The sequence below is a fragment of the Desulfuromonas sp. TF genome (genome assembly GCF_000472285.1).
In the GTDB taxonomy this organism is placed as follows: Bacteria; Desulfobacterota; Desulfuromonadia; order Desulfuromonadales; family ATBO01; genus ATBO01.
This window is the reverse complement of the sequence record NZ_KI421416.1, coordinates 32,361-59,344: the sequence shown is the minus strand read 5'-3', so window position 1 is coordinate 59,344 and position 26,984 is coordinate 32,361. Positions and strand designations below refer to the sequence as shown.

Below are 26,984 nucleotides of genomic sequence, written 5' to 3'. Positions count from 1 at the left end.
GCAATTGAGGTGGTTCCTCTTTTTCAGGGTTCTGATCATTACCCTTTTCCTGGGGGGAGCCATTGTCTATCAGCTGCGCAGCGGCTTGCAGAAGCCCCACCCGGTATTGCCCTTTCTCTATCTGCTGGTCGGCATCTCCTATCTGTATGCGCTGCTATCAGCTTCGGTTCTCCCTCTAACCCGTCGCCTGCGTCTATTCACCCAGGCCCAAATTGTATGGGACCTGCTCTTCGTTTCTTCCTTGATTTACGTGACCGGCGGAATTGAGAGTCTCTTCTCTTTTCTCTTTATTCTGGTCATCATCAGCTCCAGTGTTTTTTTAACCCGCAAAGAGGTTCTGCTCGTCGCCTCGGCTTCGGCCATTCTCTATGGCAGTATCCTGGATCTTCAGTATTACGGGTACCTTCCCCTGGTCGGAGGGTTGTATTTCCCCGAGCAGATCAGTGATCGGGACGTTTTCTTCGCGGTCTTCGTAAACGTCCTGGCCTTTCTCCTTACCGCTCTTTTAAGCGGTACCCTGGCGGAGCGTTTGCGTAGAAGCGAACTTGCTCTGGAAAAAAAGGAAATCGATTACGAGGAGCTGGAAAATCTCAACCAAACCATCCTGTCCAATATCAGCAGCGGCCTGATGATCGTCAACTCGCGGGGGCGAATCCGGTCCTGGAATGCCGCCGCTGAAAAGATCACCGGCTACTCTCTGCAGGACGTCTATGACCGGGAGGTGCGGGAGGTTTTTCCCCATCTAGCGGTGTATAATGGTGAGTTCAGGGTCATCAGCCGGGGTGAGGGCCGTTTTCCCGATCAGCGCGGAACTCAGAGGGTTCTCGGCTACGCGTCCTCCCTGATCAAGAATCCACAGGATGAGACCCTCGGTCTCCTGATCACGTTTCAGGATCTCACCCATGTGAAACAACTCGAGGAGCAGCTCCATCGGGCCGACCGACTCGCCGCCGTCGGACAGCTGGCGTCCGGCATGGCCCATGAGATACGCAATCCCCTGGCAGCCATCAGCGGTTCGGTTCAACTGCTCATGGAAGGAGATCACCTCACCGACGAAAACCGCCGTCTAAAGGGGATCGTCGTCAAGGAAGCGAACAGGCTCAGCGATCTGCTCACCGATTTTTTGCTTTTCGCCCGGCCCTCGCCTCCCCGTTTCGAGTCGGTGGACGTTTCGATTCTATTGGATGAACTGGCCGATATGATAACTGCTGATTCCCGTTTCTCGGGTTTAAAAATTTCCCGGGAATATCCGCCTGGGAGAAGGATGCATCTCGATCACCGCCTGTTCAGCCAGGCCCTGTGGAATCTGGTCATCAATGGCGCCGAGGCGATGGAGGGAGAGGGCACGATGCACCTCGGCATCTCGCCGGATGCGAGGACGGTCTATGTGGAGGATTCCGGACCGGGCATCCCCGGGGAAATCCGTGACAGGATATTTGATCCCTTTTTTACCACGAAAGAGCGGGGAACGGGATTGGGCCTGGCCACAGTGTACTCCATTGTTGAAGCGCACGGCGGCAGAATCGAGGTTGCGACGGCGCCCGCCGGCGGAGCCCGGTTCTCCATTCATTTGCCGGATGCGACGACTGAGTTCAAGGATAAAACTGGTTCGTAACTAATCTTCAGCTCGTGCATCGAGTCGCAGGAATCAGGCCTAAGGCAATAGATTTTCTGAAGATCTGCACTAATAAATGGATTGGACAAATGGCCAATGATCAGTGACCGGAAAAAATATCATATTCTTCTGGTGGACGATGAAGAGAGCATGCGGGAATTTCTCTCCATCATGCTGCACCGGGAAGGGTATCGCGTCGATGCCGCCGCCGATGGAGCCCAGGCGATTGCGCGCCTGAAGGAGCAGGATTACGACCTGATCATCAGTGATATCAAAATGCCCCGGGTCGGTGGTCTTGAACTTCTGGCCCATGTCAGGGAACGTGCTCCCGAAACGGTCATGATCATGATCACCGCCTTTTCCACCACCGAAGAGGCGGTGGAGGCGATGAAGCAGGGGGCCTACGATTACATCACCAAGCCCTTCAAGAATGAAGAGATCCGGCTGATCATCAAAAATGCACTTGAGCGCAAGGCCCTTCGTCAGGAGAATATCGCTCTGAAAAAAGAGCTGGGCCTGCGCTACTCCTTCGCCGGGCTGGTCGGGAAGAGCAAGAGCATGCAGGTGGTCTACGACCTCATCCAGAAGGTCGCTGCGAGCAGCGCCAATGTATTGGTGACAGGGGAAAGCGGCACCGGGAAGGAGCTGGCGGCCCGGGCGATCCACTACAACAGCGGGCGGCGCGACAGGCCCTTCGTCCCCATCAACTGCGGAGCGATCCCCGAGAATCTCCTCGAAAGCGAGCTGTTCGGCCACGAAAAGGGGTCGTTTACCGGCGCCATCCAGCAGAAGTCCGGTCTCTTCGAAGTGGCCGACGGAGGCACCCTGTTTCTGGATGAGATCGGCGAACTTCCCCAGATGATGCAGGTGAAATTGCTGCGCGTGCTGCAGGAGAGGGAGTTCCGCCGTGTGGGCGGGACGAAGAACATCCAGGTCGATATCCGTCTTGTCGCTGCCACCAATAAGGATCTGCAGGACGAGGTGGCTTCCGGTGATTTTCGCGAAGACCTTTTTTACAGATTGAACGTCATCCAGGTCGCGCTGCCCCCTCTGCGGGAGCGGCGCGAGGATATTCCCCTCCTCGTTGAGCACTTCTGCCGGAAAATATCGGGCAAGGATTCCGTGACGGTCACCGAAAAAGCGATGCGTCGCCTGCTTGATTATCCCTGGCCCGGCAACATCCGGGAGCTGGAAAACGCCATCGAGCGCTGCCTGGTCCTGAGCCACTCCGAGGAGCTGACCGAAGAGTGCCTGCCCCTCTCCCTGCAGCGGCAGGCTCCGGAGTCTGGCGGCCCCATGACCGAACTCCCTGAAACCGGCCTGGACTTGGATGCCTACCTCGGCGATATTGAAAAAGACATCCTCCTCAAGGCTCTGGACAGGACAGGAGGGGTGCGCAAGAGAGCGGCCGAGCTGCTGGGGATCACCTTTCGTTCGATTCGGTACCGGCTGGCGAAGTTCGGGATTGATGCGGATGGGGAGGATGAGTGACAATTATTGTCAGGCCAGGTTGACATTCTTGGGACAAGGCGAAGTGAACTTCTTTTTTCCATATTGAACTCTTTGCTAACAACTTAATTTAAAATCTTTTTTAGCAACAAGTTGGGCATGAATGGCCTGGCACGCCTATTGCTTAAACATGGAGCGACATGACGGAATGTTCAGCCCGAAATCCTGGACGAGATTCGTCCACAATACAAGGAGGAAAAAACATGCTTAAAAAGTTTCGTAAGAACGAAAAAGGTTTCACTCTGATCGAGCTGCTGATCGTTGTGGCGATCATCGGCATCCTGGCGGCCATCGCCATCCCGCAGTTCTCCAGCTATCGGCAGAAGGCGTTCAACTCCGCCGGCAACAGTGATCTGAAGAACACCAAGACCGGTTTTGAAGCATTCATGGCGGAAACCCAGGTATACCCCGCCGCCCTTGACGCCCGATAAATTTCGTCAATACTTTCTCAAGTCGGAGGATAAAGTGAAAAAAATATCCATTCTTGCCGTTCTCTTCGTATTCATCGCCTGCAACGTCTCCTTTGCGGCGGCTCTCGCATCGGGTGGTACTACCACCACAACCGGCCTTCAGGTTTTCGGCGGTGTTGATGCCGATGATGCAGCCGGCTCTTCCAGCGTCCTTCTCGGCAAGATGTCGAAAGGAGTTTACTTCGGGGCCGCCTACACTACTGGAGGGTATGCTTGTGCGACCAAGCACACCAGCGGCAGCAAGGCTTACGGCACCGCCCACGACTCCACCGCCATCTATTTCCAGGATATCGGCACGGCTGCGCTCTCCACTGTGACCCCGAGTGCTGCCTCAAACACTGCCTTCGGTTCCGCCTGGACCGCGATGTAATCTCGTTACGCAGCATCATAAAGACCGGCGGAAGATTGACTTCCGCCGGTCTTTTTTGTTAGGTTAAAAAATGCGTCAAGTTGCGGTCCTTGTTCAAAACCATTTGCGTGCCATCATGCGCGACCGGGTGCTGTATGCCGTCCTCGGGGTCGCCTTGGCCATGATTCTCCTGGTGCCGGCGCTGAGCAGCTTTTCCATGCGCCAGGTCCAGGAGTTGGCAGTTACCCTGTCCCTTTCGACGGTCTCCGGAGTTCTCCTGGTCGTCACCCTGCTTCTTGGCGCCTCCTCGATCTGGCGGGACATCGAGCGACGCTACACGACCTCGGTTCTTACTCTTCCCATCAGTCGGGCGGCCTTTCTACTTAGTAAATTCACCAGCATCGCCTTCTTTCTTGTTCTCTGCACGATCGTGCTCGGATGTGGGAGCGCTGTGGTCATCCTGATCGCGGCGAATTCCTACCCCTCCGATATCCCGCTCCATTGGGGCAATATCACTGTAGTCCTCGCTGGCGATATTTTTAAATATCTTCTGCTTGCGGCGTTCGCCCTTTTGCTATCTTCTGTCAGTACCTCTTTTTATCTCCCCTTTTTCGGTACGCTGATCATCTACTTCTGCGGCAGTGCCTCTCAGGAGGTCTTCGAATATGTCTCCGCCGAATTCGGCCAGGGGATGAGCCCCATCGCCGCCAAGGTGGTCACCGTGGCCTATTACCTGCTGCCTAATCTATCCGCCTTCGATTTTCAGGTGGAGGCAGTTTACGGCCTTCCCATATCTTTTGAGGGGGTATCGTTTGCTTTTCTTTATGCCCTGGTCTATACAGGTATCCTGCTGGGACTTGCGGTGTTTGCCTTCGGTCGACGGGAACTGCCATGAGGTGGCGTCTCGCCTTCGCCGCTCTGGTTGTGGCGTATGCGCTATTGATTTCACCCTTTACCCAATATCTTAAAAATCGCCCGGTGGAGGTGAAACTCGGCTATCTACCCCATCCTCAGTTGCTTAGAGTCGCGAGCGGGGAGCATCGCCCCACGGTCGCTGGACTGGCAGTTGTGCGGGTTCTTTTTTATTTCGGCACGATCCTGCAGAAGCTTCAGGAAAACGTCGTTATTCAACCCGAATTCTACAACATGTACAAAACGCTTCAGGGGGCGGTGCATGTCGATCCCTACAATATGGATGCCTATTATTTTGCCCAGGCGGCCTTTACCTGGGAGGTAGGGCGCGTGAACGAGGTGAACCACCTCCTGGAAAAAGGTGTGGCGCATCGTACATGGGACCCCTGGCTGCCGTTCTACCTGGGCTTCAATTATGCATATTTCCTGAACGATTATTCGAAGGCCGCCTCCTACATGCAGCATGCTGCTGAGATTTCCGGCAATCCGTTGTTTGCTCAACTCGCGGCCCGCTACTTTTATGAGTCGGAGCAATCCGCTATGGGCCTGGCATTTCTAGAAACCATGATCCGCACCTCCAAGGACAAAGTGGTGCGACAGGCCTATGAGCTGAGGTATGAAGCCTTAACAGCGGTCACGGTTATCGAGGGAGCTTTGGAAGTGTTCCGCACGCGTTTCGGAGAGCTCCCATCCGAGTTGTCCCTGCTGGTTCGGTCCGGGCTGCTGTCTGAGTTGCCGGCCGACCCTTACGGCGGAACGTTCTATCTCGATGAACAGGGAAAGGTGCGGAGCACAAGCCAGTTCGTCACCTCATCCAATGATGGCTGATCAGGAACTTAAAATGAAGCCGATCGAAATCGAAGAGTTATCGAAGACCTTTCGCGGGAAAAAAGGACGAAGAGTAGAAGCTCTGAAAGGCGTAAGCCTTTCGGTCGCCGAAGGGGAGGTTTTCGGTTTTCTTGGTCCCAACGGCGCGGGGAAAAGCACCCTGATCAAAGCTTTGCTCGGGCAGATCCGCCCGAGCGGCGGGGTTGCCCGCCTCTTCGGCCGACCGACCGGGACAGCGGAGGCCCGTGTGTGCGTCGGCTATCTGCCGGAAAACCCGTCATTTTACGATTTTCTGACCGCTCGGGAATACCTCGACCTCGTTGGACGCGCCTTCGGGCTGCCGCCCGCCGTCCTTCGCCGCGAGTCGGAACAGGTTCTTGAGACCATGTCCCTTACGGAGGCGGCCAACCGTCCGATCCGTGGCTATAGCAAGGGAATGGTGCAGCGGCTCGGGCTGGCGCAGACGCTCTTTCATGATCCGGACCTCTTTATTCTCGACGAGCCGATGAGCGGCCTCGACCCTGTCGGTCGGGCGCTCGTCAAGGAGATTATTCTCGATCTCAAGAAGAAGGGAAAAACGGTCTTCTTCAGCACGCATGTCATTGCCGATGTGGAAGCAGTCTGCGACCACGTGGCGATCATCGCCGCCGGCACCCTGCAGGCCATCCATGACGTCGAACAGGTGCTTCAGAGCGGCATCGAAGGATACACGGTACGGGTCGGCGGAGTTTCACCCGGCGCCATGTCCGAGTTTATCGTCACCGAAATAAGCGAAGGGCGTATCGATGCCTCCGTGCCAAGAGAGCATTTCCAGGAGTTCATGGAGCAGCTTTTCATCTGCGGTGGGCATGTCCTGCTCATCGAACCACAGCGTCGGAGCCTAGAGGCCCTTTTCCTGGAGATCGTAGGCCGGACATCATGAAAGCCCCTCGTACCGGCATACAGGCCCTAGGGCTTGCTGCCCTGGTCATTGTAATTTTTTATCCCGTGATTTCGGCTCCACTCAATCCCGTTGACGACCGGGCCATCGTCCAATGGCTGCATGACACGGAAGGTTCCGGTGCATGGAAAATCCTCACCCATGCGACGGATTATTTCTACCGGCCGGTTCTGCTGGCTACCTATCTGCTCGACATGAAACTCTGGGGGGCGGAAACCAGCTTCCTGCATCTGGAGAATATCCTTCTTCATGCCGCCAATACCCTTCTTCTCTTTGCCTGTGCACGCATCGTGGTTAACCGGTTCTTTGACGAGGCGATCTGGCCCCCTTTTCTGGCGGCCCTTCTCTTTTCCATCCATCCGGTCAACACGGAGGCGGTTAACTGGATTGCCGCCAGAAGCGATCTACTGGCCGGCTTCTTCGTCCTTATCGCCGCGATGCTCCTGCTATACGGGCTTGCGACCATCCGTCCCCTCTATGCGTATCTGTCCGTGCTGCCCTTGGCTCCCGGTTTCTTTTCCAAGGAAACGGCCGTATTTTTTGTTCCGGCGGCTTTGGCTATTATCCTGCTTTTTGAGGAACCACGTCCCGCCTCACCTCGGCCCAAGCTTATCGAGCGGGTGAAAGAACGACTTCCGTTTCTTTTTCCCTTTTTGATCCTCCCACTCTTTTATATCGCCGTGCGGGGTGGTTTAGCCCGGGATGCCGGAGCAGGACTGGTGCGCCAATTTATCGGTGAACGGGAACTGGGCCTGACGACTGTTCTGCAGACCATTTTTACAGGTTTCGGCTTCTATTTCAAAAAGCTGCTGATCCCCTGGCCACTCAATTTCACAATTTTTGAAGTGCCCGGATACTATTTCTGGGTGGGACTGGCTGTTTTCTTGCTGCTGGTGTACTGCGTTTTTAAGTGGAATATCATCGGTGGCCTTTTTCTTGCATCTGCATGTGTGGGAACTTCGGCGATCGTGGTCATGCTGCTTAGTCCGGCCTGGACCCCGGCAGCGGAACGCTACCTTTATCTCCCTTCGGCCTTTTTCTGTCTCGCGCTGGTGATCGTCGGACACCGGCTGGTCCTCCGTTTCTCGTTCCCGCGGGCCGTTCCGTTGGTGCTGACCATCTTCTTCGCGGCCACTGCCTCTGCCACCGTGCATCGAAACCTGGTCTGGCAGGACAATGTGCATCTGTTTGAGGATTCGGTGAGGAAATCCCCTAATTTCCCCTTTGCCCGCTCGGTATTGGCCAGTCTGCTCATGGAGTCGAGGAGAGAAGCGGAAGGAGTGGCCATCATCCGATCCAATACGGCCCCGGAAGGGTTGCGAAATGCCGATTTCCTCGACCTGAAGCGGGCCGAACTCCTCCTTCATGAAAGAAAATATGAAGAAGCCCGAGCGCTGATCATGGATAAGCGCCAGAGAAAAGGACAGCTCTACTACAATTTTCAGAAGCTACTGATTACGGTGGACCGCCAGTTGCTGGAGAGCCGCACTGGCCGGGAGCGACAGGAAATCGTGGAAGAAATCATCCTGCTCCTCCGGGAACTCATTCAGGTAACTCGGGACCCACATTACTATTATCAGCTCGGACGACTTCATCTGCAGGAATCCGATAAGGCGAATGCCGCGCTGAATTTCCGTCTTGCCGCCGAGCAGGCGCCCGAGGGCTCTTCCTACAAGGACGCCGCGGCCAAGCTTGCCGCGAGACTGTCGGTACCATGAATATTATCGATTTTGTCAGACTGCTGAGACCATGGCAGTGGCTGAAGAACCTGATGATCTTTTTCCCGCCACTGCTGAGCGGCGCGTTAATTCATTCCGGTGTTGCCGAACGCGGCATTCTGCCCTTTGCCGCGTTCTGTTGCGCATCCAGTGCATCATACGTCTTCAACGATCTGGCCGACCAGGATCGCGATGCCCACCACCCTGACAAGAAGAGCCGACCGCTTCCGTCCGGTAGGGTGTCTAGAACGGCGGCGGCGCTCCTCTGCTGCGTCTTGTTGGCTTTGGCAGTTGTAATCAGCTGGCGCATATCCTCTGCGTTCATCGCCTATATCATTGTATATCTGATGGTGTCGGCATGTTACAGTATGTATCTGAAGAATCTGCCGATAATTGATCTTTTCTGTATCTCGCTGGGATTCGTTTTGCGTCTTTACGGCGGCGGCGAGGCCTTCGATGTCTATATTTCCGACTGGCTTTTTCTTACCGTTTTTCTCCTGTCGATTTTCCTGAGCGTGGGTAAGCGCTACAGTGAGAGGCGCCACTTGGGAACCGCGGCGGGAGATCACCGCCGCACCCTTGAGGAGTACCCCGATGGTTTCCTGGAAAGCGCCATGTACCTTTCCGGCGCGGCGGTACTGGTAACCTATTCCATTTATGCCATTTCCACACCTCTTCTGGTTTATACTGTGCCCCTTTGCATGTTTGGGCTTTTGCGATATCTGATGCGCATCAAATCCGGACAAAGTGGAGACCCCACCGAGGCTCTTATAAAGGATGTTCCTCTACTGGCCACCGGCACTCTCTGGATATTGATGGTGGGATGGAGCGTTTATCAATGAGTACCTACATACTCCTGCTCAATTGGAACGGCTGGAAGGATACCATTGAATGCCTGGAGAGCATCTTCCGGAATGTGCCGGCGGAAACCCGGGTCATCGTTTGTGATAACGAGTCGACGGATGGCTCCCTGGAAAGGATCCAAGCGTGGGCTAATGGGAATATGAATGTCCTCGTCCCTGTTGAGCATCACTTCAAGGCTTTGTCGTGGCCCCCAATACCTAAACCGATCAGGTATCGGATCTACGAACGTGATGAGGCCGAGCGGGGAGGGGATTCCTATGACGAAGCCAAGTTGGTGCTTATTCGAACGGGAGGCAATCTAGGGTTTGCCGGAGGAAACAACGTCGGTCTTCGTTATTTCTTGTCCCGGGAGGATTCGGATTATATCTGGCTGCTGAACAATGACACTGTCATCGCGCCAGGTGCGCTGGATGCTTTGCTCATCCGGATGTCTGAGCGCCCCGATGCCGGCATATGTGGTTCGACCCTGCTGCGTTACGATGTTCCTGAGCAGGTGCAGGCACGCGGTGGTGGCTGGTATTGCAAGTGGATCGGCCTTCCTTGGCATCTAGGGCAGCTCGGACGGGCAGGAGACCGGGTGGATGTGGGACGGATAGAGCGCCGGATGAATTATGTGGTAGGCGCATCTTTATTCGTGTCTCGTTCCATGCTGGAGAAGGTGGGTCTCATGTGCGAAGACTATTTCCTTTTTTTTGAGGATACCGACTGGTCCCTGCGCATTCGCGGACGGTTCGCACTGGCCTATGCGATCGAAAGCCGTGTTTATCACAAGGTGGGACGAAGCATCGGGACGAGCAGCCTGCCGAGCCGAAAGAGCTATATCTGCGATTATTACAACATGAGGAATCGTTTGCTGTTCACTCGGCGTTATTTTCCCGCGGTGCTCCCTTCCATCTACTTCTCGCTGATGATCGCCATGCTGATTCGTGCACTGTGCTGTAAATGGGAGCGGGTAAGGTTAATCTGGCAGATTATTACAGGCCAAAAGGTTAACCCCTGTCATCCGGTAAGATGAAAAAGATGAAGATCACCATCGTTACAGTTAATCTCAATGGTAATCGTTTCCTCGCTCAGGCTATCGACAGCGTGCTGCGGCAGGATTACCCTGAACTCGAGCATATTATCATCGATGGGGGTTCAACGGACGGTAGCCTCGCCACGATTGAGCAGGCAGCCGGTCGCGACCAGAGGATTTCATGGACATCCGGATCCGATCAGGGGATCGCAGATGCGATGAACAAGGGGATTAGCCTGGCGTCGGGTGATGTTGTCGGTTTTCTTCATAGTGACGATTGTTATCCTACCGCAGATGTCATCACATCCGTTGTGGCAGGTTTTGAAGGCAGCCCGGGCGCAATCTGGCTGACCGGCGGCATCGATTTTATCAACGCCCAGGGGTATTGCTTTCGAAGTTTCCCGGTGCGGACCTACAACTATAATCGCCTGCTTCGGTCGAACCAGCTCTTTCACCCCGCCACCTTCGTCCGAACGGACATCCTACGCCAAAATCAATTCGATCCGAATTTGAAACTGGCGATGGACTATGATCTCTGGCTACGTATTGGATCTTTATCGGCACCGGTTCTGCTGGATCGTTCCCTGGCCTGCTTTCGGGTGCATAGTGGGAGTTGCTCGATCCACTATTCGGATGCCGCCCTTGTTGAGGAGTATGCCATTCGACGCCATTATTTGCGTGCAATGGGGCAAGTAGCTTTTCCGCATTACCTGGCGTGTCTAGTCAAGCGGGTTCTCAATCGAGCCTTTGTTCACGGCCTGCTGAAGGCGGGTTCGCTTGAGAGACGATCATGCCCAAGGTGAGTGTAGTCATCCCTTGCTACAATCTGGGACTCTATCTGGATCAGGCGATCAGGTCGGTTCTGGCCCAAACTTTTGCTGACTTTGAAATCATTGTGGTAAATGACGGATCGACCGATGCGGAAACCCAACGGATTCTTCAGGAGGGGGAATGGCCCCGGACCCGTGTTATCCACACACCTAACCGAGGGGTGTCCGCGGCACGCAACTTCGGTATCGCCCAAGCCTACGGTGAATATGTACTGCCCCTCGATGCCGACGACCGGATCGGTCCGAATTACCTGCGGCAGGCTCTCGAAATCCTTGATGAACAGGCCGAGGTCGGAATCGTCTATTGCGGTGCGGAGCTGTTAGGGGAGTTGAATGGACATTGGATGCTCCCGGAATTTTCCCTGTCGCATCAGCTCCTCGACAATCTGATATTTTCGGCCGCCCTGTTCCGTCGTGCCGATTGGCAGGCAGTCGGCGGCTACGCGGAAGGCATGCAAGCTGGCTGGGAAGACTGGGATTTCTGGAACCGTCTGCTGGGACTCGGTCGCGAGGTCGTGAAGCTGCCCGGCGTACAATTTTACTATCGTATTCGCCGTGATTCGCGTGAACGTTCCTTGAGCCCGATGGCCAAATCTCGGCTGTTACTAAAGATGCTTTCCCGGCATCGGAAGCTTTATTGGCGGCATGTCATAGATATCGTGAAGATATTGCGCGCCGGGGAGCGGCGGCGCCCCGGTTCGATAAAGGTAGAGTAATGCAGCAGCAGGAATGGACGATTGAAATCCCTGTACGCAGACGAGTATTCTCACTGGGCCTGCGGGAACTCTGGAGATATCGCGATCTGATCATGCTATTGGTTCGGCGGGATTTTGTAGCGGTCTATAAACAGACTATTCTCGGGCCATTCTGGTTTTTGTTGCAGCCGTTGATGACCACTCTGATTTTTACGATCGTCTTTGGCAATATCATTGGCATTTCGACCGGCAGTGTCCCAAAGGTCCTTTTTTATTTGTCCGGGGTGACCATCTGGAACTTTTTTGCCTCCAGTCTTACCAAGAATTCGGAGATGTTCATTGCCAATGCGGGCATTTTCAAGAAGGTTTATTTTCCTCGACTGGCTGTGTCGGCGGCGGCATTAATCGTCCATAGCGCCACCTTTCTGCTGCAATTTATTTTATTTGCACTGTTCTGCTGCTATTTTTGGCTCGAAGGGATGCCGATCCGTCTGACGGCGGCGACCCTGCTGTTGCCGCTGCTTTTGATGCAAGTGGCCGCCCTGAGCTTTTCGGTCGGCATTCTTGTTTCGTCCCTGACCATCAAATACCGGGATCTGACCTTCCTTACCGGATTCGCCGTGCAGCTCTGGATGTACGCAACTCCAATCATCTATCCCGTAAGTCTGGTTCCGGAGAACTGGCAATGGCTCTACGCGATCAACCCGATGGTCTTCATCGTCGAGTTCTTTCGGCATGCCTTCTGGGACACCGGCCCGGTCGATTTCACCAGAATGGCATTCAGCCTGCTCGAGACGATCATCCTGTTTTTTGTCGCCATCAAAGTCTTCACCCGCGTCGAGCGGACCTTCGTCGATATGGTCTGAGCCATGAGTGATCCGGTCATCCGCGTGGAACATCTGACCAAGGCCTACCGGCTGGGGGTCATCAATCACGGCACCCTCCGGCATGACTTGGAGAGTTGGTGGGCCCGCCTGCGCGGCAAGGATGACCCGCACACCAAGCTGGGAAGCGAAAACAAATCTAGTCCCATCGGGACCTTTCTGGCCCTCGACAATATCAGCTTCGACGTTCAGCGCGGCGAAACCCTCGGTATCATTGGCTGCAATGGTGCCGGAAAATCGACTCTGTTGAAGATTTTATCACGGATTACCGATCCAACCAGCGGCCGAATCAGGCTCAAGGGAAGAGTGGCCAGCCTGCTCGAAGTGGGAACGGGTTTTCATCCCGAATTGACCGGTCGCGAGAATGTCTTTCTCAACGGTGCGGTGCTGGGGATGACCAAGGCCGAAATCGTCCGATGCTTTGATGAGATTTTGGCCTTCTCCGGAGTGGAGAAGTTCATCGATACTCCGGTGAAACGCTATTCGTCTGGGATGTATGTACGCCTGGCGTTCGCGGTCGCGGCTCATCTCGAACCGGAGATCCTGATTGTCGACGAGGTGCTCGCCGTCGGGGATGCTGAATTCCAGAAGAAGTGCCTGGGCAAGATGGCTGAGGTCGGTCGGGCAGGGCGCACAGTGCTGTTTGTCAGTCACAACATGAACGCAGTCAACCGGCTCTGCCAGCGGGCCATCCTGCTGTGTGACGGCCGGATCGTCGACCATGGCCCTACGGAGAACATCACCTTCCGCTACCTGCAGCAGGGGGGGGGCGAGGAACATGCCAGCGCGGACTTCCCAGACGATCCCGCCAACCCCCACCAGGTACTGTCGGTCCGCCTGACCCATGCAGACGGCCGTCCCCTTGACCGGCCGCTTCAGGTGCATGAACCATTCGCAGTTCACCTGGTCTATCGGTGCCGGGAGCCCCTCCCGGGCGGCTACGCCGTTCTGCTGCTCAAGAACCACCTTGGCGAGATCGTCATGCTCTCGGACAACCGCGACAGTAAGGATTCGGTCAGCCTGGAAGGGAAGGGGACCACCAGCCTCGAAGTTGTCTTCCCTGCGCCGTTGCTAACCCCTGGAAGCTACACGATTTCAGCCTCGGTAGCCCGGCCGCCGCTCGGCACCATCAATGTCCGGGAGCATGCAGTATCGTTCAAGGTGGTGGACACTGATGGAATCCGGCAGAGCCGCTCCGGCACTATTTATCAGCCACTGATCTGGCGTAGTGAGGGTTGACCACCGGGCATGCCTAATTGCATCAATAGGACAGCACATGATCTGGAACAAGCTTTTTGAACAATCCGGAAGCGGGGCTGCAGAGGCCCTGGTGATTGCAGAAGCGGGGGTCAACCACAACGGCGACCTCAATCTGGCCCTGCGGCTCATCGAGGCTGCACACGCTGCGGGAGCCGATGCGGTCAAGTTTCAGACCTTCCGCGCAGCCGAGGTGGCGACCGCCGGAGCGCCGAAGGCTCGCTACCAACTGGTGGTCACGGACATGGCCGAGAGCCAATTGGCGATGCTGCAGAAGCTGGAGCTGGATTTGGCCAACCATCGCGAGTTAAAAGCCTGCTGCGACCGTCTCGGTATAGAGTTCCTTTCAACTCCCTACAGCCTGCGGGACATTGAACTGCTCGAAGATCTGGGAGTGTCGGCGTTCAAGGTCGCCTCGGGGCAGATAGTCGAGCCTGATTTCTTAAGCGCGGTGGCCCGGACCGGCAAGCCGATCCTTCTCTCGACCGGGATGGCGACCTTGGCCGAAGTCGATGCGGCGGTGCGTACCCTCCGCGCGGCCGGTAATGATCGCCTGGTGCTGTTGCAGTGCACGACCAATTATCCCTCGCGGCTCGAAGATGCCAACCTCCGTGCTATTCCGACAATGGCTGCGGCCTTCGGCACGGTCATGGGCTATTCCGATCATACCTGCTCGGACACGGCCTGCCTGGTCGCCGTAGGCCTCGGTGCCCGAGTGTTCGAGAAGCATTTAACCCTCGATAAGACCATGCCCGGACCGGACCATGCCGCCTCTGCCACTCCGGACGAACTGCTGAGGCTGATATCAGCCATTCGGGAGGCCAGCCAAGCCCTAGGCTCTGGACGCAAGGAACCGTGCCCCGCCGAGGCGGAAAATGCCCGCAATATGCGCCGCAGTTTGGTCGCTGTGCGTCGCATTCGCGCGGGCGAGGTCTTTACCGCCGATATGCTGGCCTGCAAACGGCCGGCCACCGGGATCCCGCCGATGCTGGCCGGTGAACTGCTCGGCCGGGTTGCCGTCTGCGATATCGAAGCGGATACTCAGCTCGACTGGAGCATGTGCGGGGGGCGCTCATGAAGGATCTGCAAATCCGCCCGCTCGGTCTGGAGGATGCCGAAACACTCTCGGCTTTGATGACCTCCGGCGATGTCGGCTACAGCGGCTATTTCCTCCCGTTCGAAACTTCCGCGGACAGTCTTGCCCGTCGGCTGGCCGAAGCCCGTAAGGACCGTTACTGGGGGGTCTGGTTCGATCGAAATCTTGCCGCTTTTTTCATGCTGCGGGGGTTCGATGAAGGGTATCACCGGCCCTCCTTCGGGGTCTATATCGGCCAGACATACGCCGACCGTGGTCTGTCGCGGCTGGCGATCAATTATGCCATCAGCTGGTGCCAGCTTAATGGGGTCGCGGCTCTGATGCTGAAAGTGCACCCGGACAACCGTTTTGCACGGCGCTCATATGAGAAGGCCGGCTTCAAGGATATCGGCATCTGCCTGAACACCGGTCACCTTGTCATGGAACTGCGCTGGGCTGAATGATGGCTTGTTATCTGTCGACGGCTGCGTTCCCAACCCGCGACTTGCGCAAGGTCCTGACCACGAAGATCGGCCGCATCGGTCTGGAGCTCTCTTCGGGCCTCGATCCTATAGAGGATCCTTTCGCCCTCTTGCAGGCGGCCGGCGACAGGCGATTTCTGGTCCACAACTATTTTCCTCCGACTGTCGAGCCCTTCGTGCTCAATCTGGCTTCTGTTGATGCTGTGATCCACACTCGCAGCGTTCAACTCTGCCGGACAGCCATTGACCTCTGTCGCGAGCTTGGGGCGCCGTTCTACAGCGTTCATGCCGGCTTCGCCATGCACATGGCCCCCGATGATCTGGGACGTCCCGCCCGGCAGAGGCAGTTGGGTCCGGCGGCGTTTTTCGATCGAGATGCGGCTTACCAGACCTTCGTCGCAACCGTCCGTGATCTAGCAGAATATGCCCGAAGGCAGGGTCTGATGCTGCTGATTGAAAACAATGTGGCTGCGTTGAACAATCTCGATTCCTTTGGCACCTGTCCCCTGCTGCTGGCCGAGGTCGACGAACTTGAACGGTTTTTTCAAGACATTGATCATTCGCAGGTGCGGCTTCTACTCGATGTCGGCCATGCCAAGGTCTCTGCGCGGACCTTCGGCATCAGCCCGGAAAGCTATTTCGAGCGGCTCGGTCCTTGGATCGAGGCGCTCCACCTGAGCGACAACGATGGAAAGTCCGACACCAACCTGCCGTTCGACGCCTCGGCCTGGTTCTTTCCTTATCTGGCTGGATGCCGGGGCCGAACAATGGTCATTGAAGTGACATCACAGCCCCTGTCGCGGTTGCAACTGCTGGCAGGTCAACTCGAGCCCTTTCTTGTTTGATGGTGCATACACGTTTATGACGCGGGATCTCAGCAAAACAATTATCAAGGTCGGCGCAACCATCCGTGATGCAATGGCATCCATCGACCTGACGGCCCATGGGGTCGTCTTCGTCCTTGGGGGTAATACCTTGGTCGGCATTCTGACCGACGGCGACATCCGCCGCGCCCTGCTGGGCGGTGCCAGTCTGACCGACCCGGTCGAACGCTACATGAACCGGGATTTCGTCTCAGGCTCGGTCGCTACGGGGAACCAGGCCAACCTCAAACTGCTGAACGAGCGGATTCGGACCCTTCCGGTAATCGATGCACAGGGGCAGCTGGTCGAAATCCTGCACTGGGCCGACCTGTATCGGCTTCCGATCATGGAACCGGATCTGCAGGGGAAGGAACTGGAATACGTGGTCGATTGCCTGACCAGCAACTGGATCTCCTCGCAGGGGCAGTATGTTGAGGACTTCCAGCAGGCGTTCCGGAGCTATCTCGGTGGCTGTCATGCCCTCTGCGTCAGCAATGGTACCGTTGCCATCCACCTGGCCCTGGTGGCTCTCGGCATCGGTTCTGGCGATGAGGTGATCGTCCCCGATCTGACCTTCGTCGCTCCGGCCAGTATGATTCTTCACACGGGGGCTAAGCCGGTACTAGTGGATGTTGATCGTCGAACATGGACTATCGATCCATCTGCTGTCGAGGCGGCTATCACCAGCCGGACCCGGGCAATCCTTCCAGTTCATCTCTATGGCCACCCCTGCGACATGGACCCGCTCCTTGAGATTGCTCGAAAGCACGACCTTTATGTCATCGAGGATTGCGCAGAGGCTTTGGGCGCCGAATACAAGGGGCGAAAAGTCGGTACCTTCGGCGATATCGGGACCTTCAGCTTCTTTGCAAATAAGGTGATCACTACCGGTGAGGGTGGAATGGTCGTCACGCGGAATCCGGAACTTCACCATCGGATGATGCTGCTGCGTGACCACGGCATGTCGCGGGAGAGGCGCTACTGGCATCTGCAGGCTGGCTTCAACTACCGGCTCACCAATATTCAGGCGGCCATCGGCCTGGCCCAGATGGAGCGGATCGAAAAATTCCTAGCCTACCGAGACAAGGTGATCAAACGCTACGACATGCAGTTGGGCGGCCTGCCGGGGATCGTCCTGCCGCCTCGGGAAGCCTGGGGCCGGAACATCTTCTGGCTCTACTCGATACTTGTCGACGAGACGGCCTCCGGCATTGATCGCGACAGTCTAATGTCCCAGCTCGCCGTCTATGGCATCGATACCCGGCCGTTCTTCCATCCGGTGCATCAGCAGCCGCCGTATGCCGACGGCGCGGCGGTGAATTGCCCTAATTCCACTTGGCTGGCGGCAAGCGGCATGAGTCTGCCGACGTCCAACAACATCAGCCTAGACGATGTCGATCGGGTCTGCAAGGCAGTCCGCTCTATTTTGGATAGTTCCACAGTTTTCCGGCACCATGAGCGGGGCTGAGAGGCTTATGCAATTTGAGGAGAAGGTAAGCGCATGATCAACGGCCTTAAAGTTCTCGCTATCATCCCCGCCAGGGGCGGCAGCAAAGGGCTCCTCGGCAAAAACATTCGTCCACTCGGCGAAAAGCCGCTGCTTGCCTGGACCATTGAGACGGCCCGCCAGTCGCGGTATATCGACCGTCTGGTGCTTTCTTCGGAGGACGCGGAGATCATTCGAATCGCCCGGGCATGGGACTGCGAGGTGCCATTCGTGCGCCCGGCCGAATTGTCCCGGGATGAAACTCCGGGAATTTTGCCGATTCTACATACACTCGCCCGCCTGCCGGGATACGACCTGGTCGTCAAACTGCAGCCGACATCGCCGCTACGGAGCGCCGACGACATCGACGCCTGCATCGAGCGCTGTACCCGTTCCGATGTGCCCGCCTGTGTATCGGTGGTGGAGGCGGTCCAAAGCCCCTACTGGATGTACGGCCTCGATATCGCGGGCCGACTGGAGCCGCTGCTGCCGCGTCCGGAGGGTTTCGAATGCCGGCAGACTCTGCCGAAAGCCTACGCCCTTAACGGGGCCGTTTACGTCGCCTCGATTCCCTGGCTGATAGAGAGCGAGAGCTTCCTGGCCAGCCATACCGAGGGTTATGTGATGCCGGTCACACGGTCGGTGGATGTCGATACGGAACTCGATTTCCTGGTTTGCGAAGCAATCTTGCGTTACCAGGTCCTGGGTCTTTCTATTGAGTGAGGCCAATAATTTTCATCATGAGGACATGGATTTGGAACGCGCACTAGGCAATCTAAGCACTTCTGAAGAGGTAAGACTGGTCATATGGGATCTGGACGATACCTTTTGGAAGGGAACTCTAGCCGAGGGGCCAATTGAATATGTTCAAGCCAACCATGATCTTGTTATCGAATTGTCGAAGCGTGGGATAGTCAATTCAATCTGTTCAAAAAACATTTTTGAAAATGCAAAGGCTGTTCTGGAGGATGCCGAAATTTGGCCGTACTTCATCTTCCCCCTTATCAATTGGGAGCCGAAGGGACCAGTAATTGAAAAATTGATCAAAGAAATACAACTCCGTCCAGAGAATGTTTTATTTATCGATGACAATCCTTTGAATCTGGAGGATGCAAAATTCTATGTACCCGGTATTCAAGTCGCTTCTCCCTTGAATATTGATGGAATGCTTGGCCTTACCTCATTTCAAGGCAAATATGATCCTGATCTTTCTAGACTTCACCATTATAAGATACTTGAAACTAAACAATCAGACAAAAATCTGGCTGTCAATAGCAATGCCGATTTTCTTCGACAATGTGATATTAAGGTGACTATCAAAGAAAATTGCTTATCCGAAAAGGACAGGATTCTGGAGTTGATCAACCGCACCAATCAATTGAACTTTACCAAGGTTAGGCTTGATGAAGAAAATTTATTGAGTTTGTTTAACGACATAAATATTGAAACAAGATATCTTCATGTCGTTGATCGGTATGGTGATTATGGCGTTTGTGGTTTTTATTCTTTACAAGGGGGTCAGTTACAGCATTTTTTATTCTCCTGTCGCGTCATGAATATGGGAATAGAAGATTGGATCTATCACAAACTTGGAAAACCTCATATCAGCATTCAAGGAGAAGTCGCCTCGTCCCTTGAAAATAAAATGCCCCCAGACTGGATCCGGGAAGTTGCTGAAATATCACCCTCTGTTAAGACACGTCGCAGTTTCCCAAAGCATAGAATACTCATCAAAGGGGGATGCGACCTAGAGCAATTATCAACTTATCTGACTGATTCATTCCGAATAGAAACGGAATACAATTATCCCTCCGAAACAGGTTTTCCCATTCATACGGAGCATACTGAAATTCTAAAACGTTGCAATTCTGGGACACTTGAATGTTTCGCTGAGGTTATTGACAGACTGCCTTTCCTCAACCGTAATGCTTATAGGACAAATTTTTTTCAACGCCGTTGGGGAATACGAGTTTACAGCATATTAATGGATTATACCCAAGGGTTGTATCGATACCAGAATACCAGTCTGATTGTGCCGTTCGGCGATTTTCTTATCGATATCACGCAATCCACCCATTGGATGCGTTATCTGCAGAAGTATGAAGATAAGGGGATAGATGAGAACTTTTTCTATTGGTTTGCGGAGAATTTCGTTTTCATGGGAGGAATGTCGGCCCAGGAATTGAGCGAAAATCTAGAATGGATGAGAAGAAGGATTCCTCAAGATCGTCAACTTATAATATTAAATGCCTCTGAAGTTAAAATCATGCATGATTTTGAGACGAATCGTTGGCAACATCACCATGCACTTAATCAGGTTGTTGACAATTTTGTGAAAACGCACGAAGAAAATACAAAATTGTGTGATGTTCGTAAACATGTCAGATTCTGCCAAGATGTAACAGATAATATCCGCCATTATAATCGTGAAAGATATCTCGATATTGCCGATGAGCTTATTGCCATACTGATGGATTGCAGTGTTGTCGAGGAAAGTCAGGTGTCTAAAATAATCAGAAGCTTAGGATTAGGGCGTCGATCTGGGTAAATATTTCGAACAGGGGATTCGTTTGCAGCGAGCAGAAATTTTATATATATTGACCAAATATGAAAGAGCACATGCCGTTGACACGTACAAGGCTTTCGGATGGCATGCGTGGCCCCTGATGCGAATTCTGGCGGCATACCGAGCGTTGCAGACCCCCTTCCCTGCGGGGATGGATAGGGGGCCTGTATCTTCACCAACTCCCGCGCCGCCGATTGCGACCAGGATCAGACAGTATTTCGATCGTTTCCAGGAGGGGGGGGCCGATGCCCTGGCGGATGCCGTCATATTGACTTCATCCGGTTACCGGATTCGCACCGACCGCTGTTACTATGATGTGTTCAGCGACCCGCTTCGTGAACTACTGCGGCGCCACGATATGAACACTATTGTATGGGAGCATGGGGGCACGTCGGTCCCACGCTGTTCGTCTTCGGCCCGGATATCCCCGATTCTCGGTACCCTGATGTCTTCGACGGCTGCGCGCGGGCCGCTGCAGCAGCCGGTTTGGTTTGGAGATTATCAGGAACTGACCGGATGTCTCTGCAATGAACCGCTCGACTGGCCTTCTCTGGAACAACAGATTCTCCACCTGCAGCAACGCAGCTTGTTGTTTGAGCAATGGCTTCGCCGGGCCGGTGCAAGACTGCTGGTCAACGTCTGCTGGTATGACCCTATTGCCATGGCAGCGACCTTGGCCGCCCGGCGCTGTGGCATTCCCGCCATTGACTATCAGCATGGCCTCCAGGACGAAAGTCATATCGCCTATGTCGGCTGGGATCGGGCTCCAGCGGGCGGATTCGAATTGGTCCCGGATTTTTTCTGGTGTTGGGGCGAAAACCAGGCCGAGCGCTTGCACCGTGCCAACCCGGCGTTTGAGCGACATAGCGCCACTCTGGCTGGAGGCTTCCAGTGGTTCAATCTCTGCCGCGCCGGAGAAATGCCATTTCTCTCCAAGGAGTTCAAGGAGGCTCGCCGCCACTTTGCCAATGATTCTCGAATAATCCTTGTCACTCTGCAGAAGAATACCGATTTCCACGCCCCGATCATTGCGGCGATGGCTTTCAGCCCCCCTGAATGGCGATGGCTGGTACGTTTTCACCGGGGTAGTGATGAAGCCGAAAAAGCCGCACTTCGTATCCTGTATAGGAAGGAAGGAGGGGGGCGGGCCGAGTTCGGATTGGCGAATGAATGCGCCCTCTATACCCTTCTTCGATTTGCCGATGTGCATGTGACCGGCCATTCGACCTGTTGCTTGGAAGCGCTCGGTTTTGGTGTGCCGACCGTAACGGTAAGCAAGGAGGGGCGGCGGGCATTCCGGTCCCTGATCGAACAGGGGGTTGTTTTCCATGCCGAAAACGAAGGCGCGCTGCTGGCGGGAATCAATGCTTTGGCGGCGGTCGCTGCACAGCGCTGTCGGGACACTGTCGAGACAACCTTTGCACCGGCATCGGCCGGTGATGCCGCGCTACGGACTCTGCTGGCGGCGGTGCGGGACAGGCGGGGGACAGCATGATGCGCGTCTGTTTTGTAACCCACTATCATACTCTTTACGGTGCCAACCGCTCCCTGCTCGACTTGATAGATGGACTGACGCCATTAGGAGTCGCTTGTCATGTCATTGCCCCATGTCATGGTCCGATAACCGAGGAGTTGGCAAAGCGTGAAATCCCTTGTGTTATTGCACCCATGGAGTGCTGGGTTTCGTTGCCTGGAATTGCCGTCTTCAGTGGGATTGGCCGGAAATTTAAGTTATTTCGCGCGTCAATTCAAAAATTGTATAAAAATCGAAATTTACTGCCAAGGCTTGTTCATCAGTTGAAAAACTGGCAGATTGATCTGGTTTATACAAACAGTTCGGTTACGCCACTGGGTGCTATGCTCGCCTCACAACTCAAGTGCCGGCATGTGTGGCACCTTCGTGAATTTTGTGATTTGCATTACGGTTTTCAATATGATTTTGGCAAGTGGTGGACGCAGGCGGTCATTCGTCGCGCGGATGCACTCGTTGCGATCAGTAAGGCCATGGCACATTACTACACCGGTGGAGCAGAGTGGTCCCACATGCACCTCATCTATAATGGAGTGCTAAGCAGGGACGGGTTTGATATTTTGTACAAAGAGTGCCGAGCGAAGCCTTCGTCAACAGGGCAATATTCCTTCGCCATGATCGGCAAGCTATGCGCCGCCAAGGGACAGGAGACTGCAGTTCGTGCCCTGGCGCTGCTCAAACATGATTTTCCGCAGGCGCGTCTGTCGATTGCCGGCGAAGGAGAGATGGAGCCGCTGATCCGCCTGGCCAATGAACTGGGCATCGGGGATAAGGTTAGCTTCCTCGGCTACGTCAGTGACCCTTACCAGGTTTACCGACAAGCTGATGCACTCCTCATGTGCTCCAGGTATGAAGCAATGGGAAGGGTGACGGCCGAGGCGATGTCGGCCTGTTTGCCGGTGATCGGCTATGACCAGGCCGGAACTTCCGAAATCATTGAACACGAGAGGACCGGTTTGCTCTATCGTGGCGGTCCTGCCGAACTTGCCAGCTGCATGAGGCGGCTTCTGGAACAACCGGAGTGGGCCGAGCAGTTGGGTAAGAACGGCTGGGACGTCGCCCGGTCCCGTTTTTGCATTGAGGATTATGCCGAACGCATACACAATGTCTTGCTCAACCTGTTGCAGCGGAGGGCCTCCTCATGAGGACCTGGAAAGTGTGTGCCGTATGGGCGTGAGCCCCGAACTTTCCATCGTCATCGGTTCGTTCAACCGCAGACCATTCCTGGTTGCCGCTATCGAGAGCGTCCGGCGGGAATTGACGCGCGGCGGCTTGGCCGCTGAGATCATTGTTGTCGATGGCGGCTCGGTAGATGGTTCGCTGCAGTGGCTCATCCGGCAGAAGGACATTGTCACCATCTCCCAGCACAACCACGGCGAGTGGCGGGGGCGACCGATTGTCCGCCGCTCCTGGGGCTACTTTATGAATCTCGCCTTCAAGGCGGCCCAGGGGCGCTACGTATGCATGCTGAGTGACGACTGCATGGTGGTCCCGGGGGCGATTCGCAACGGCTATGAACTTGCCGAGAGCGAGCGTCGATCTGGACGAAAGCTCGGAGGTGTGGCCTTCTACTGGCGCAATTGGCCAGAACAGCAGAAGTACTCCGTGTTCCGGTTCTATGGCGTTCTCAATGTCAATCACGGACTCTACCTGCGCGAGGCTCTTGCTGAGGTCGGCCATGCCGAGGAGGAGCTCTATCGTTTCTATTATGGCGACGTCGACTTGGCTTTTAAGCTCGACCGGGCCGGTTACGCCATCATCCCATCGCCGACCTCGTTTATCGAGCACTACATGCATGTCGACAAGCAGGGACGCGCGGAGAACTTTCGCTTCGACGACGAGGACGGCCGGAACTTCATCGACAGGTGGCAGAAGGTCCATGGACTAGGCCGCTTTGCCGCTGAGAACCGTGCACAGGTCGACAGCATTGAATTCAGTGACCCGCAGCAGACATCCCGGGCTTTTACCCGACCGGGCATGCTTGCCCGCCTGCTGGGTCGGTTCAAGTGTGAGAAATGAAGAACAAACCGAAAATAGGGATTTTCCCAAACCCTTATCATGAGGATAAATGGGCCGCGGAGTATAACCCGGTCTTGCGCAGTTGGGCCGATGCTATCGCCAGTGAAGGCTACGAAATCATCGGTCTGTCGTTGGACGAACTCATCGATTGCCGAAGATTACTGGACCTGGACATCAAGATTCTGCACCTGCACTGGCCGGAGTCGATCCTCTCCCGATTTCTTGGCTTGGCCTTCTATGATCGCAAAAAGCTGCTGCTCGATTATCTGCTGATCAAATGGCGGCTTCATGTTTGGCTGCGAAAGGTCGAGAGGTTAGGTATTCCGGTAGTCGTGCAGATTCATGAACTGGTTTCCCACCAGTACCACGGCAATACTTTGTTGAAGCGGCTCGACAGCTACTTTCGCCGAAAAATCTATAATTTGAGCCGGGCGGCCCTGACTCAGGAGTATTCCAGTTTGCCGTGCATTGAAGCGTTCTACGGCAAAAAGCTATTCGGCGTCACCTTCTTGGGCGACTATAAGGAATTCCACGGCCCACCGGTCGCACGGTCCGCGGCGCGAGCATTTCTAAAGATCCCTTTGGAGCCGAAACTGTTCGTTTATCTCGGTACGGCCCGGCCGAACCGGAACCCGAAAAGGATCATCGAGCTGTTCAACCGCCTTGATCAGGAGAATGCCATCCTGGTGGTGGCGGGGATGCATGACGAGAGTTACAGAAGTCTCGGCACTTCGGCGAAGATTCGTTTCTTAACCGGGATGCTCGACAACGATGCAATCAGAAACATCCTCTCCGCCGCCGACTTTTTGGTCAATGACGCCGACGAGTACCTGACCTCGGGAGTCTTGCGTTGCTCCATGAGCTACGGCGTACCGGTGATTGCATATCGCTACGGTGCCTCCATCGACATGGTGGCCGGTGCCGTGATCGATATTGATCGGACCCCCCGCGGCCTTGATCGGAGCATCGCCACTGCCTTGCAGATGGAAGAGGCTGCTTGGGCCGGGCTGCACGAACAGGCCCTGCAGCGCGACCGGGAGCGTGCCTGGCAGCAGTGCGGCCCGGAGTGCCATCGCATCTACACGGCCATTCTCAGTCTGGAATGGACCGGTAGAGAGGTGTCCGGGGATGACTGACCAGCACTGCCGGGCCTGCCGGCACCCCCTGGAGACGGGTCTCGACCGCTACCTGTTCTGCAGCAACTGCGGCAGTGCGAACTACTTTTCGGCCGCCGGCGCCGAGTCCGACAACTGCGCCTATTTCAACGCGTTGCACGGAGATACCGGGCGCCGGCCGCTGTTCCAGCGACAACAATTTTATCACGCTTGCGAGGCTCGCTACGTCCGCTGGTTCGCCGCCGGAGAGAGGGAAGGGTTCACGGCGCTGCTAGAGGAGATCGAAAAACGCATTCTTGCCGCCGGCATCGCGGTTGAGGTCGGCTTCGGTAGCGGCGCCGAACTGAAACGGCTGCTCGATGCCGGGGCCAATCTCTATGGTCTCGACCTCGCCGACACGGCGGTCGACGCCTTTCGGCGCCGGCATCCCGACTATGCCGGGCGGGTTGCCTGCGGAACCCGACTCGACCGCCCGGTCGACCTGGTCTATTCAAATGCCCTGTTTGAGCATCTCGACCGGCCCGACCATTTCCTGACCAATCTCGCAGCGACGCTCTCCCCAAATGGCGTACTGGTGCTCCGTCTACCAGTGATCACGGCCAGAAATGTGACGCTGGATGCGACCGCCGTCGACATCAATTTCTGGCGGCCGTGCCATCGTGTCCTTTATACGATGAGAGGGTTGGCGCAGTTGCTGGAACGATATGGTTTTAGAATTATCCGGCATGCCGCCTTCCATTACTATGGCTATCGGGTGATGAACCGCATGCTCCAAGCTGGTTATGACGATATCCGGCAGGTGCGCAACCCCTATCACTCCATGCGGGGTCTTCAGTCCGATAAAACCTACCGTTTGCTGCTGCTGAAGGCGTTCTTCACCCGGACGCTCTGCGCTGAAATGGCGATCATCGCGCAACACGGCGCCGATGACAGGGAACGAGGCCCCGATGATGCTTGACCAACGAAAGGATCGGCGACCTAGGGTCAGCGTGCTGCTGCCGTGTTACAATGCCGCCCCCTACCTGGCGGCTGCACTGCACAGCCTACTTGCCCAGACCTTCGACGATTTTGAACTGATTGTCATCGATGACGGATCGACCGATGACACCCCCGCGATCATCGCAAGCTTCACCGATCCGCGCCTGCGCTGCTACCACCATGCAAACCGGGGGTTGGCCGCAACCCTCAACCGTGGACTTGAACTGGTCGGTGGCGACTACATAGCGCGCATGGACGCCGACGACGTCTCCGCACCCGAGCGTTTTGCCCGGCAGGTCGCCTACCTCGATACGCACCCGGAATGTGGCATGGTCGGCACCTGGGCTCGGATCATCGAGGGGGAACGCTTGACCTCCCGCTGCTTAAGACCTCCGCCTGAGGATGCCCTGATAAAATTCGACCTGCTTTTCTATAACCCGCTGGTGCACAGCTCGATGATGATCCGCCGCGAGGTTTTCGACCGGGTCGGCCCCTACGCCACCGTGGAACAGCGGCAGCCTCAGGACTACGAACTCTGGTCGAGGATCATGCCTCACTACCGTCTGGCCAATCTCCCGGAACTGCTGCACGATTACCGGGAAGTGCCGACCAGCATTTCGCGGAGCCGTAAGCGCGACCTGACCACGCAGTTGGAGATGCTCAATCGGGCGAACCTGGCCTGGGCCGCAGACCGGGCGGCGGACGACGCCGCCGTAACCGCGTTGGCGCAACTGGCCCGTGGCCACCGGCCGCCGGTGATGCCCTCTATCCGGGAGCTGACGGTGCTGATGCAGGCTGTTGTCGCTCGGCTGCGCGGGTCGGACGAGGCGGTTAATGCCCGTCTAGCCGAGTTGGCCATGCAGCGACTGGAGAATGCCCGCTTCCTGCACTACACGTATTGCTACGGCAATGGCCCGGGCCGCCTGCTGCGCCTGTTCGATACCGTATTCCGCAAGCCTGGGCGGATCCGTGAGGGACTCTGA

The 26,984-nt window shown here is 55.6% G+C and carries 26 protein-coding genes; all 26 read left to right on the top strand.

Annotated elements, in window-relative coordinates; all coding sequences use genetic code 11:
• The first annotated feature begins 4 nt into the window (after positions 1-4).
• The 26 genes from DTF_RS0107055 (at position 5) to DTF_RS22365 (ending at position 26,984) form a co-directional block, all read left to right on the top strand.
• Complete coding sequence (locus DTF_RS0107055) at positions 5-1,615, top strand: ATP-binding protein (protein WP_162148611.1); 1,611 nt, start codon at positions 5-7, stop codon at positions 1,613-1,615.
• A 96-nt stretch (positions 1,616-1,711) separates the two neighbouring features.
• On the top strand, positions 1,712-3,106 hold the full coding sequence (locus DTF_RS0107050; RefSeq protein ID WP_027714751.1) for a sigma-54 dependent transcriptional regulator: 1,395 nt from the start codon (positions 1,712-1,714) through the stop codon (positions 3,104-3,106).
• 221 nt (positions 3,107-3,327) lie between these two features.
• Positions 3,328-3,555 (top strand): type IV pilin protein, encoded by a 228-nt coding sequence (locus tag DTF_RS27665; RefSeq protein ID WP_027714750.1) that lies wholly within the window; start codon positions 3,328-3,330, stop codon positions 3,553-3,555.
• 34 nt (positions 3,556-3,589) lie between these two features.
• Positions 3,590-3,964, top strand: a complete 375-nt coding sequence (locus DTF_RS0107040) for a hypothetical protein (protein ID WP_027714749.1) — start codon at positions 3,590-3,592, stop codon at positions 3,962-3,964.
• 70 nt (positions 3,965-4,034) lie between these two features.
• Positions 4,035-4,838, top strand: coding sequence for an ABC transporter permease (locus DTF_RS0107035; RefSeq protein WP_027714748.1), 804 nt, complete (start codon positions 4,035-4,037; stop codon positions 4,836-4,838).
• Complete coding sequence (locus tag DTF_RS0107030) at positions 4,835-5,683, top strand: hypothetical protein (protein ID WP_027714747.1); 849 nt, start codon at positions 4,835-4,837, stop codon at positions 5,681-5,683. The genes DTF_RS0107035 and DTF_RS0107030 overlap by 4 nt, the downstream gene beginning before the upstream one ends.
• Before the next feature lie 13 nt (positions 5,684-5,696).
• Complete coding sequence (locus tag DTF_RS0107025; protein ID WP_027714746.1) at positions 5,697-6,605, top strand: ABC transporter ATP-binding protein; 909 nt, start codon at positions 5,697-5,699, stop codon at positions 6,603-6,605.
• The gene (locus DTF_RS0107020; protein WP_027714745.1) at positions 6,602-8,341 is read left to right on the top strand and encodes a hypothetical protein; all 1,740 of its coding nucleotides are present in this window, start codon (positions 6,602-6,604) and stop codon (positions 8,339-8,341) included. Before DTF_RS0107025 ends, DTF_RS0107020 begins: the two co-directional genes overlap by 4 nt.
• A complete protein-coding gene (locus DTF_RS0107015) occupies positions 8,338-9,183 on the top strand; it encodes a decaprenyl-phosphate phosphoribosyltransferase (protein WP_035056081.1) in 846 nt (281 codons plus the stop codon). The genes DTF_RS0107020 and DTF_RS0107015 overlap by 4 nt, the downstream gene beginning before the upstream one ends.
• Positions 9,180-10,220 carry a glycosyltransferase family 2 protein gene (locus DTF_RS0107010; RefSeq protein ID WP_051361086.1) on the top strand — a complete coding sequence of 347 codons (1,041 nt, stop codon included), beginning with the start codon at positions 9,180-9,182 and terminating at the stop codon, positions 10,218-10,220. Before DTF_RS0107015 ends, DTF_RS0107010 begins: the two co-directional genes overlap by 4 nt.
• A 5-nt stretch (positions 10,221-10,225) precedes the next feature.
• Complete coding sequence (locus DTF_RS22395) at positions 10,226-11,023, top strand: glycosyltransferase family 2 protein (RefSeq protein ID WP_162148610.1); 798 nt, start codon at positions 10,226-10,228, stop codon at positions 11,021-11,023.
• Positions 11,011-11,766, top strand: coding sequence for a glycosyltransferase family A protein (locus DTF_RS22390; protein ID WP_035056166.1), 756 nt, complete (start codon positions 11,011-11,013; stop codon positions 11,764-11,766). Before DTF_RS22395 ends, DTF_RS22390 begins: the two co-directional genes overlap by 13 nt.
• Entirely contained in the window at positions 11,766-12,611 is an 846-nt protein-coding gene (locus DTF_RS0106995) for an ABC transporter permease (protein WP_027714742.1), read from the top strand. The genes DTF_RS22390 and DTF_RS0106995 overlap by 1 nt, the downstream gene beginning before the upstream one ends.
• A 3-nt stretch (positions 12,612-12,614) precedes the next feature.
• Positions 12,615-13,868 (top strand): ABC transporter ATP-binding protein, encoded by a 1,254-nt coding sequence (locus tag DTF_RS0106990; protein WP_027714741.1) that lies wholly within the window; start codon positions 12,615-12,617, stop codon positions 13,866-13,868.
• A gap of 37 nt (positions 13,869-13,905) precedes the next feature.
• The gene (gene neuB, locus DTF_RS22385) at positions 13,906-14,964 is read left to right on the top strand and encodes an N-acetylneuraminate synthase (protein WP_051361082.1); all 1,059 of its coding nucleotides are present in this window, start codon (positions 13,906-13,908) and stop codon (positions 14,962-14,964) included.
• A complete protein-coding gene (locus tag DTF_RS0106980) occupies positions 14,961-15,425 on the top strand; it encodes a GNAT family N-acetyltransferase (RefSeq protein WP_027714740.1) in 465 nt (154 codons plus the stop codon). The genes neuB and DTF_RS0106980 overlap by 4 nt, the downstream gene beginning before the upstream one ends.
• Positions 15,422-16,288, top strand: a complete 867-nt coding sequence (locus tag DTF_RS0106975; RefSeq protein WP_027714739.1) for a sugar phosphate isomerase/epimerase — start codon at positions 15,422-15,424, stop codon at positions 16,286-16,288. The genes DTF_RS0106980 and DTF_RS0106975 overlap by 4 nt, the downstream gene beginning before the upstream one ends.
• Positions 16,289-16,304: 16 nt before the next feature.
• On the top strand, positions 16,305-17,774 hold the full coding sequence (locus tag DTF_RS22380) for an aminotransferase class I/II-fold pyridoxal phosphate-dependent enzyme (RefSeq protein ID WP_035056078.1): 1,470 nt from the start codon (positions 16,305-16,307) through the stop codon (positions 17,772-17,774).
• Between the two features lie 33 nt (positions 17,775-17,807).
• Complete coding sequence (locus DTF_RS0106965; protein ID WP_027714738.1) at positions 17,808-18,515, top strand: cytidylyltransferase domain-containing protein; 708 nt, start codon at positions 17,808-17,810, stop codon at positions 18,513-18,515.
• 25 nt (positions 18,516-18,540) lie between these two features.
• The gene (locus DTF_RS25320; RefSeq protein WP_051361079.1) at positions 18,541-20,340 is read left to right on the top strand and encodes an HAD-IIIC family phosphatase; all 1,800 of its coding nucleotides are present in this window, start codon (positions 18,541-18,543) and stop codon (positions 20,338-20,340) included.
• A 286-nt stretch (positions 20,341-20,626) separates the two neighbouring features.
• Entirely contained in the window at positions 20,627-21,853 is a 1,227-nt protein-coding gene (locus tag DTF_RS0106955) for a glycosyltransferase family 4 protein (protein WP_162148609.1), read from the top strand.
• Positions 21,850-23,034, top strand: coding sequence for a glycosyltransferase family 4 protein (locus DTF_RS0106950; RefSeq protein ID WP_081702846.1), 1,185 nt, complete (start codon positions 21,850-21,852; stop codon positions 23,032-23,034). Before DTF_RS0106955 ends, DTF_RS0106950 begins: the two co-directional genes overlap by 4 nt.
• Positions 23,035-23,056: 22 nt before the next feature.
• Positions 23,057-23,908, top strand: a complete 852-nt coding sequence (locus tag DTF_RS22370) for a glycosyltransferase family 2 protein (RefSeq protein ID WP_051361074.1) — start codon at positions 23,057-23,059, stop codon at positions 23,906-23,908.
• Positions 23,905-25,044, top strand: a complete 1,140-nt coding sequence (locus tag DTF_RS0106940; protein WP_027714735.1) for a glycosyltransferase — start codon at positions 23,905-23,907, stop codon at positions 25,042-25,044. The genes DTF_RS22370 and DTF_RS0106940 overlap by 4 nt, the downstream gene beginning before the upstream one ends.
• Positions 25,037-25,981 carry a bifunctional 2-polyprenyl-6-hydroxyphenol methylase/3-demethylubiquinol 3-O-methyltransferase UbiG gene (locus tag DTF_RS0106935; RefSeq protein WP_027714734.1) on the top strand — a complete coding sequence of 315 codons (945 nt, stop codon included), beginning with the start codon at positions 25,037-25,039 and terminating at the stop codon, positions 25,979-25,981. Before DTF_RS0106940 ends, DTF_RS0106935 begins: the two co-directional genes overlap by 8 nt.
• On the top strand, positions 25,971-26,984 hold the full coding sequence (locus DTF_RS22365; RefSeq protein ID WP_162148608.1) for a glycosyltransferase family A protein: 1,014 nt from the start codon (positions 25,971-25,973) through the stop codon (positions 26,982-26,984). The genes DTF_RS0106935 and DTF_RS22365 overlap by 11 nt, the downstream gene beginning before the upstream one ends.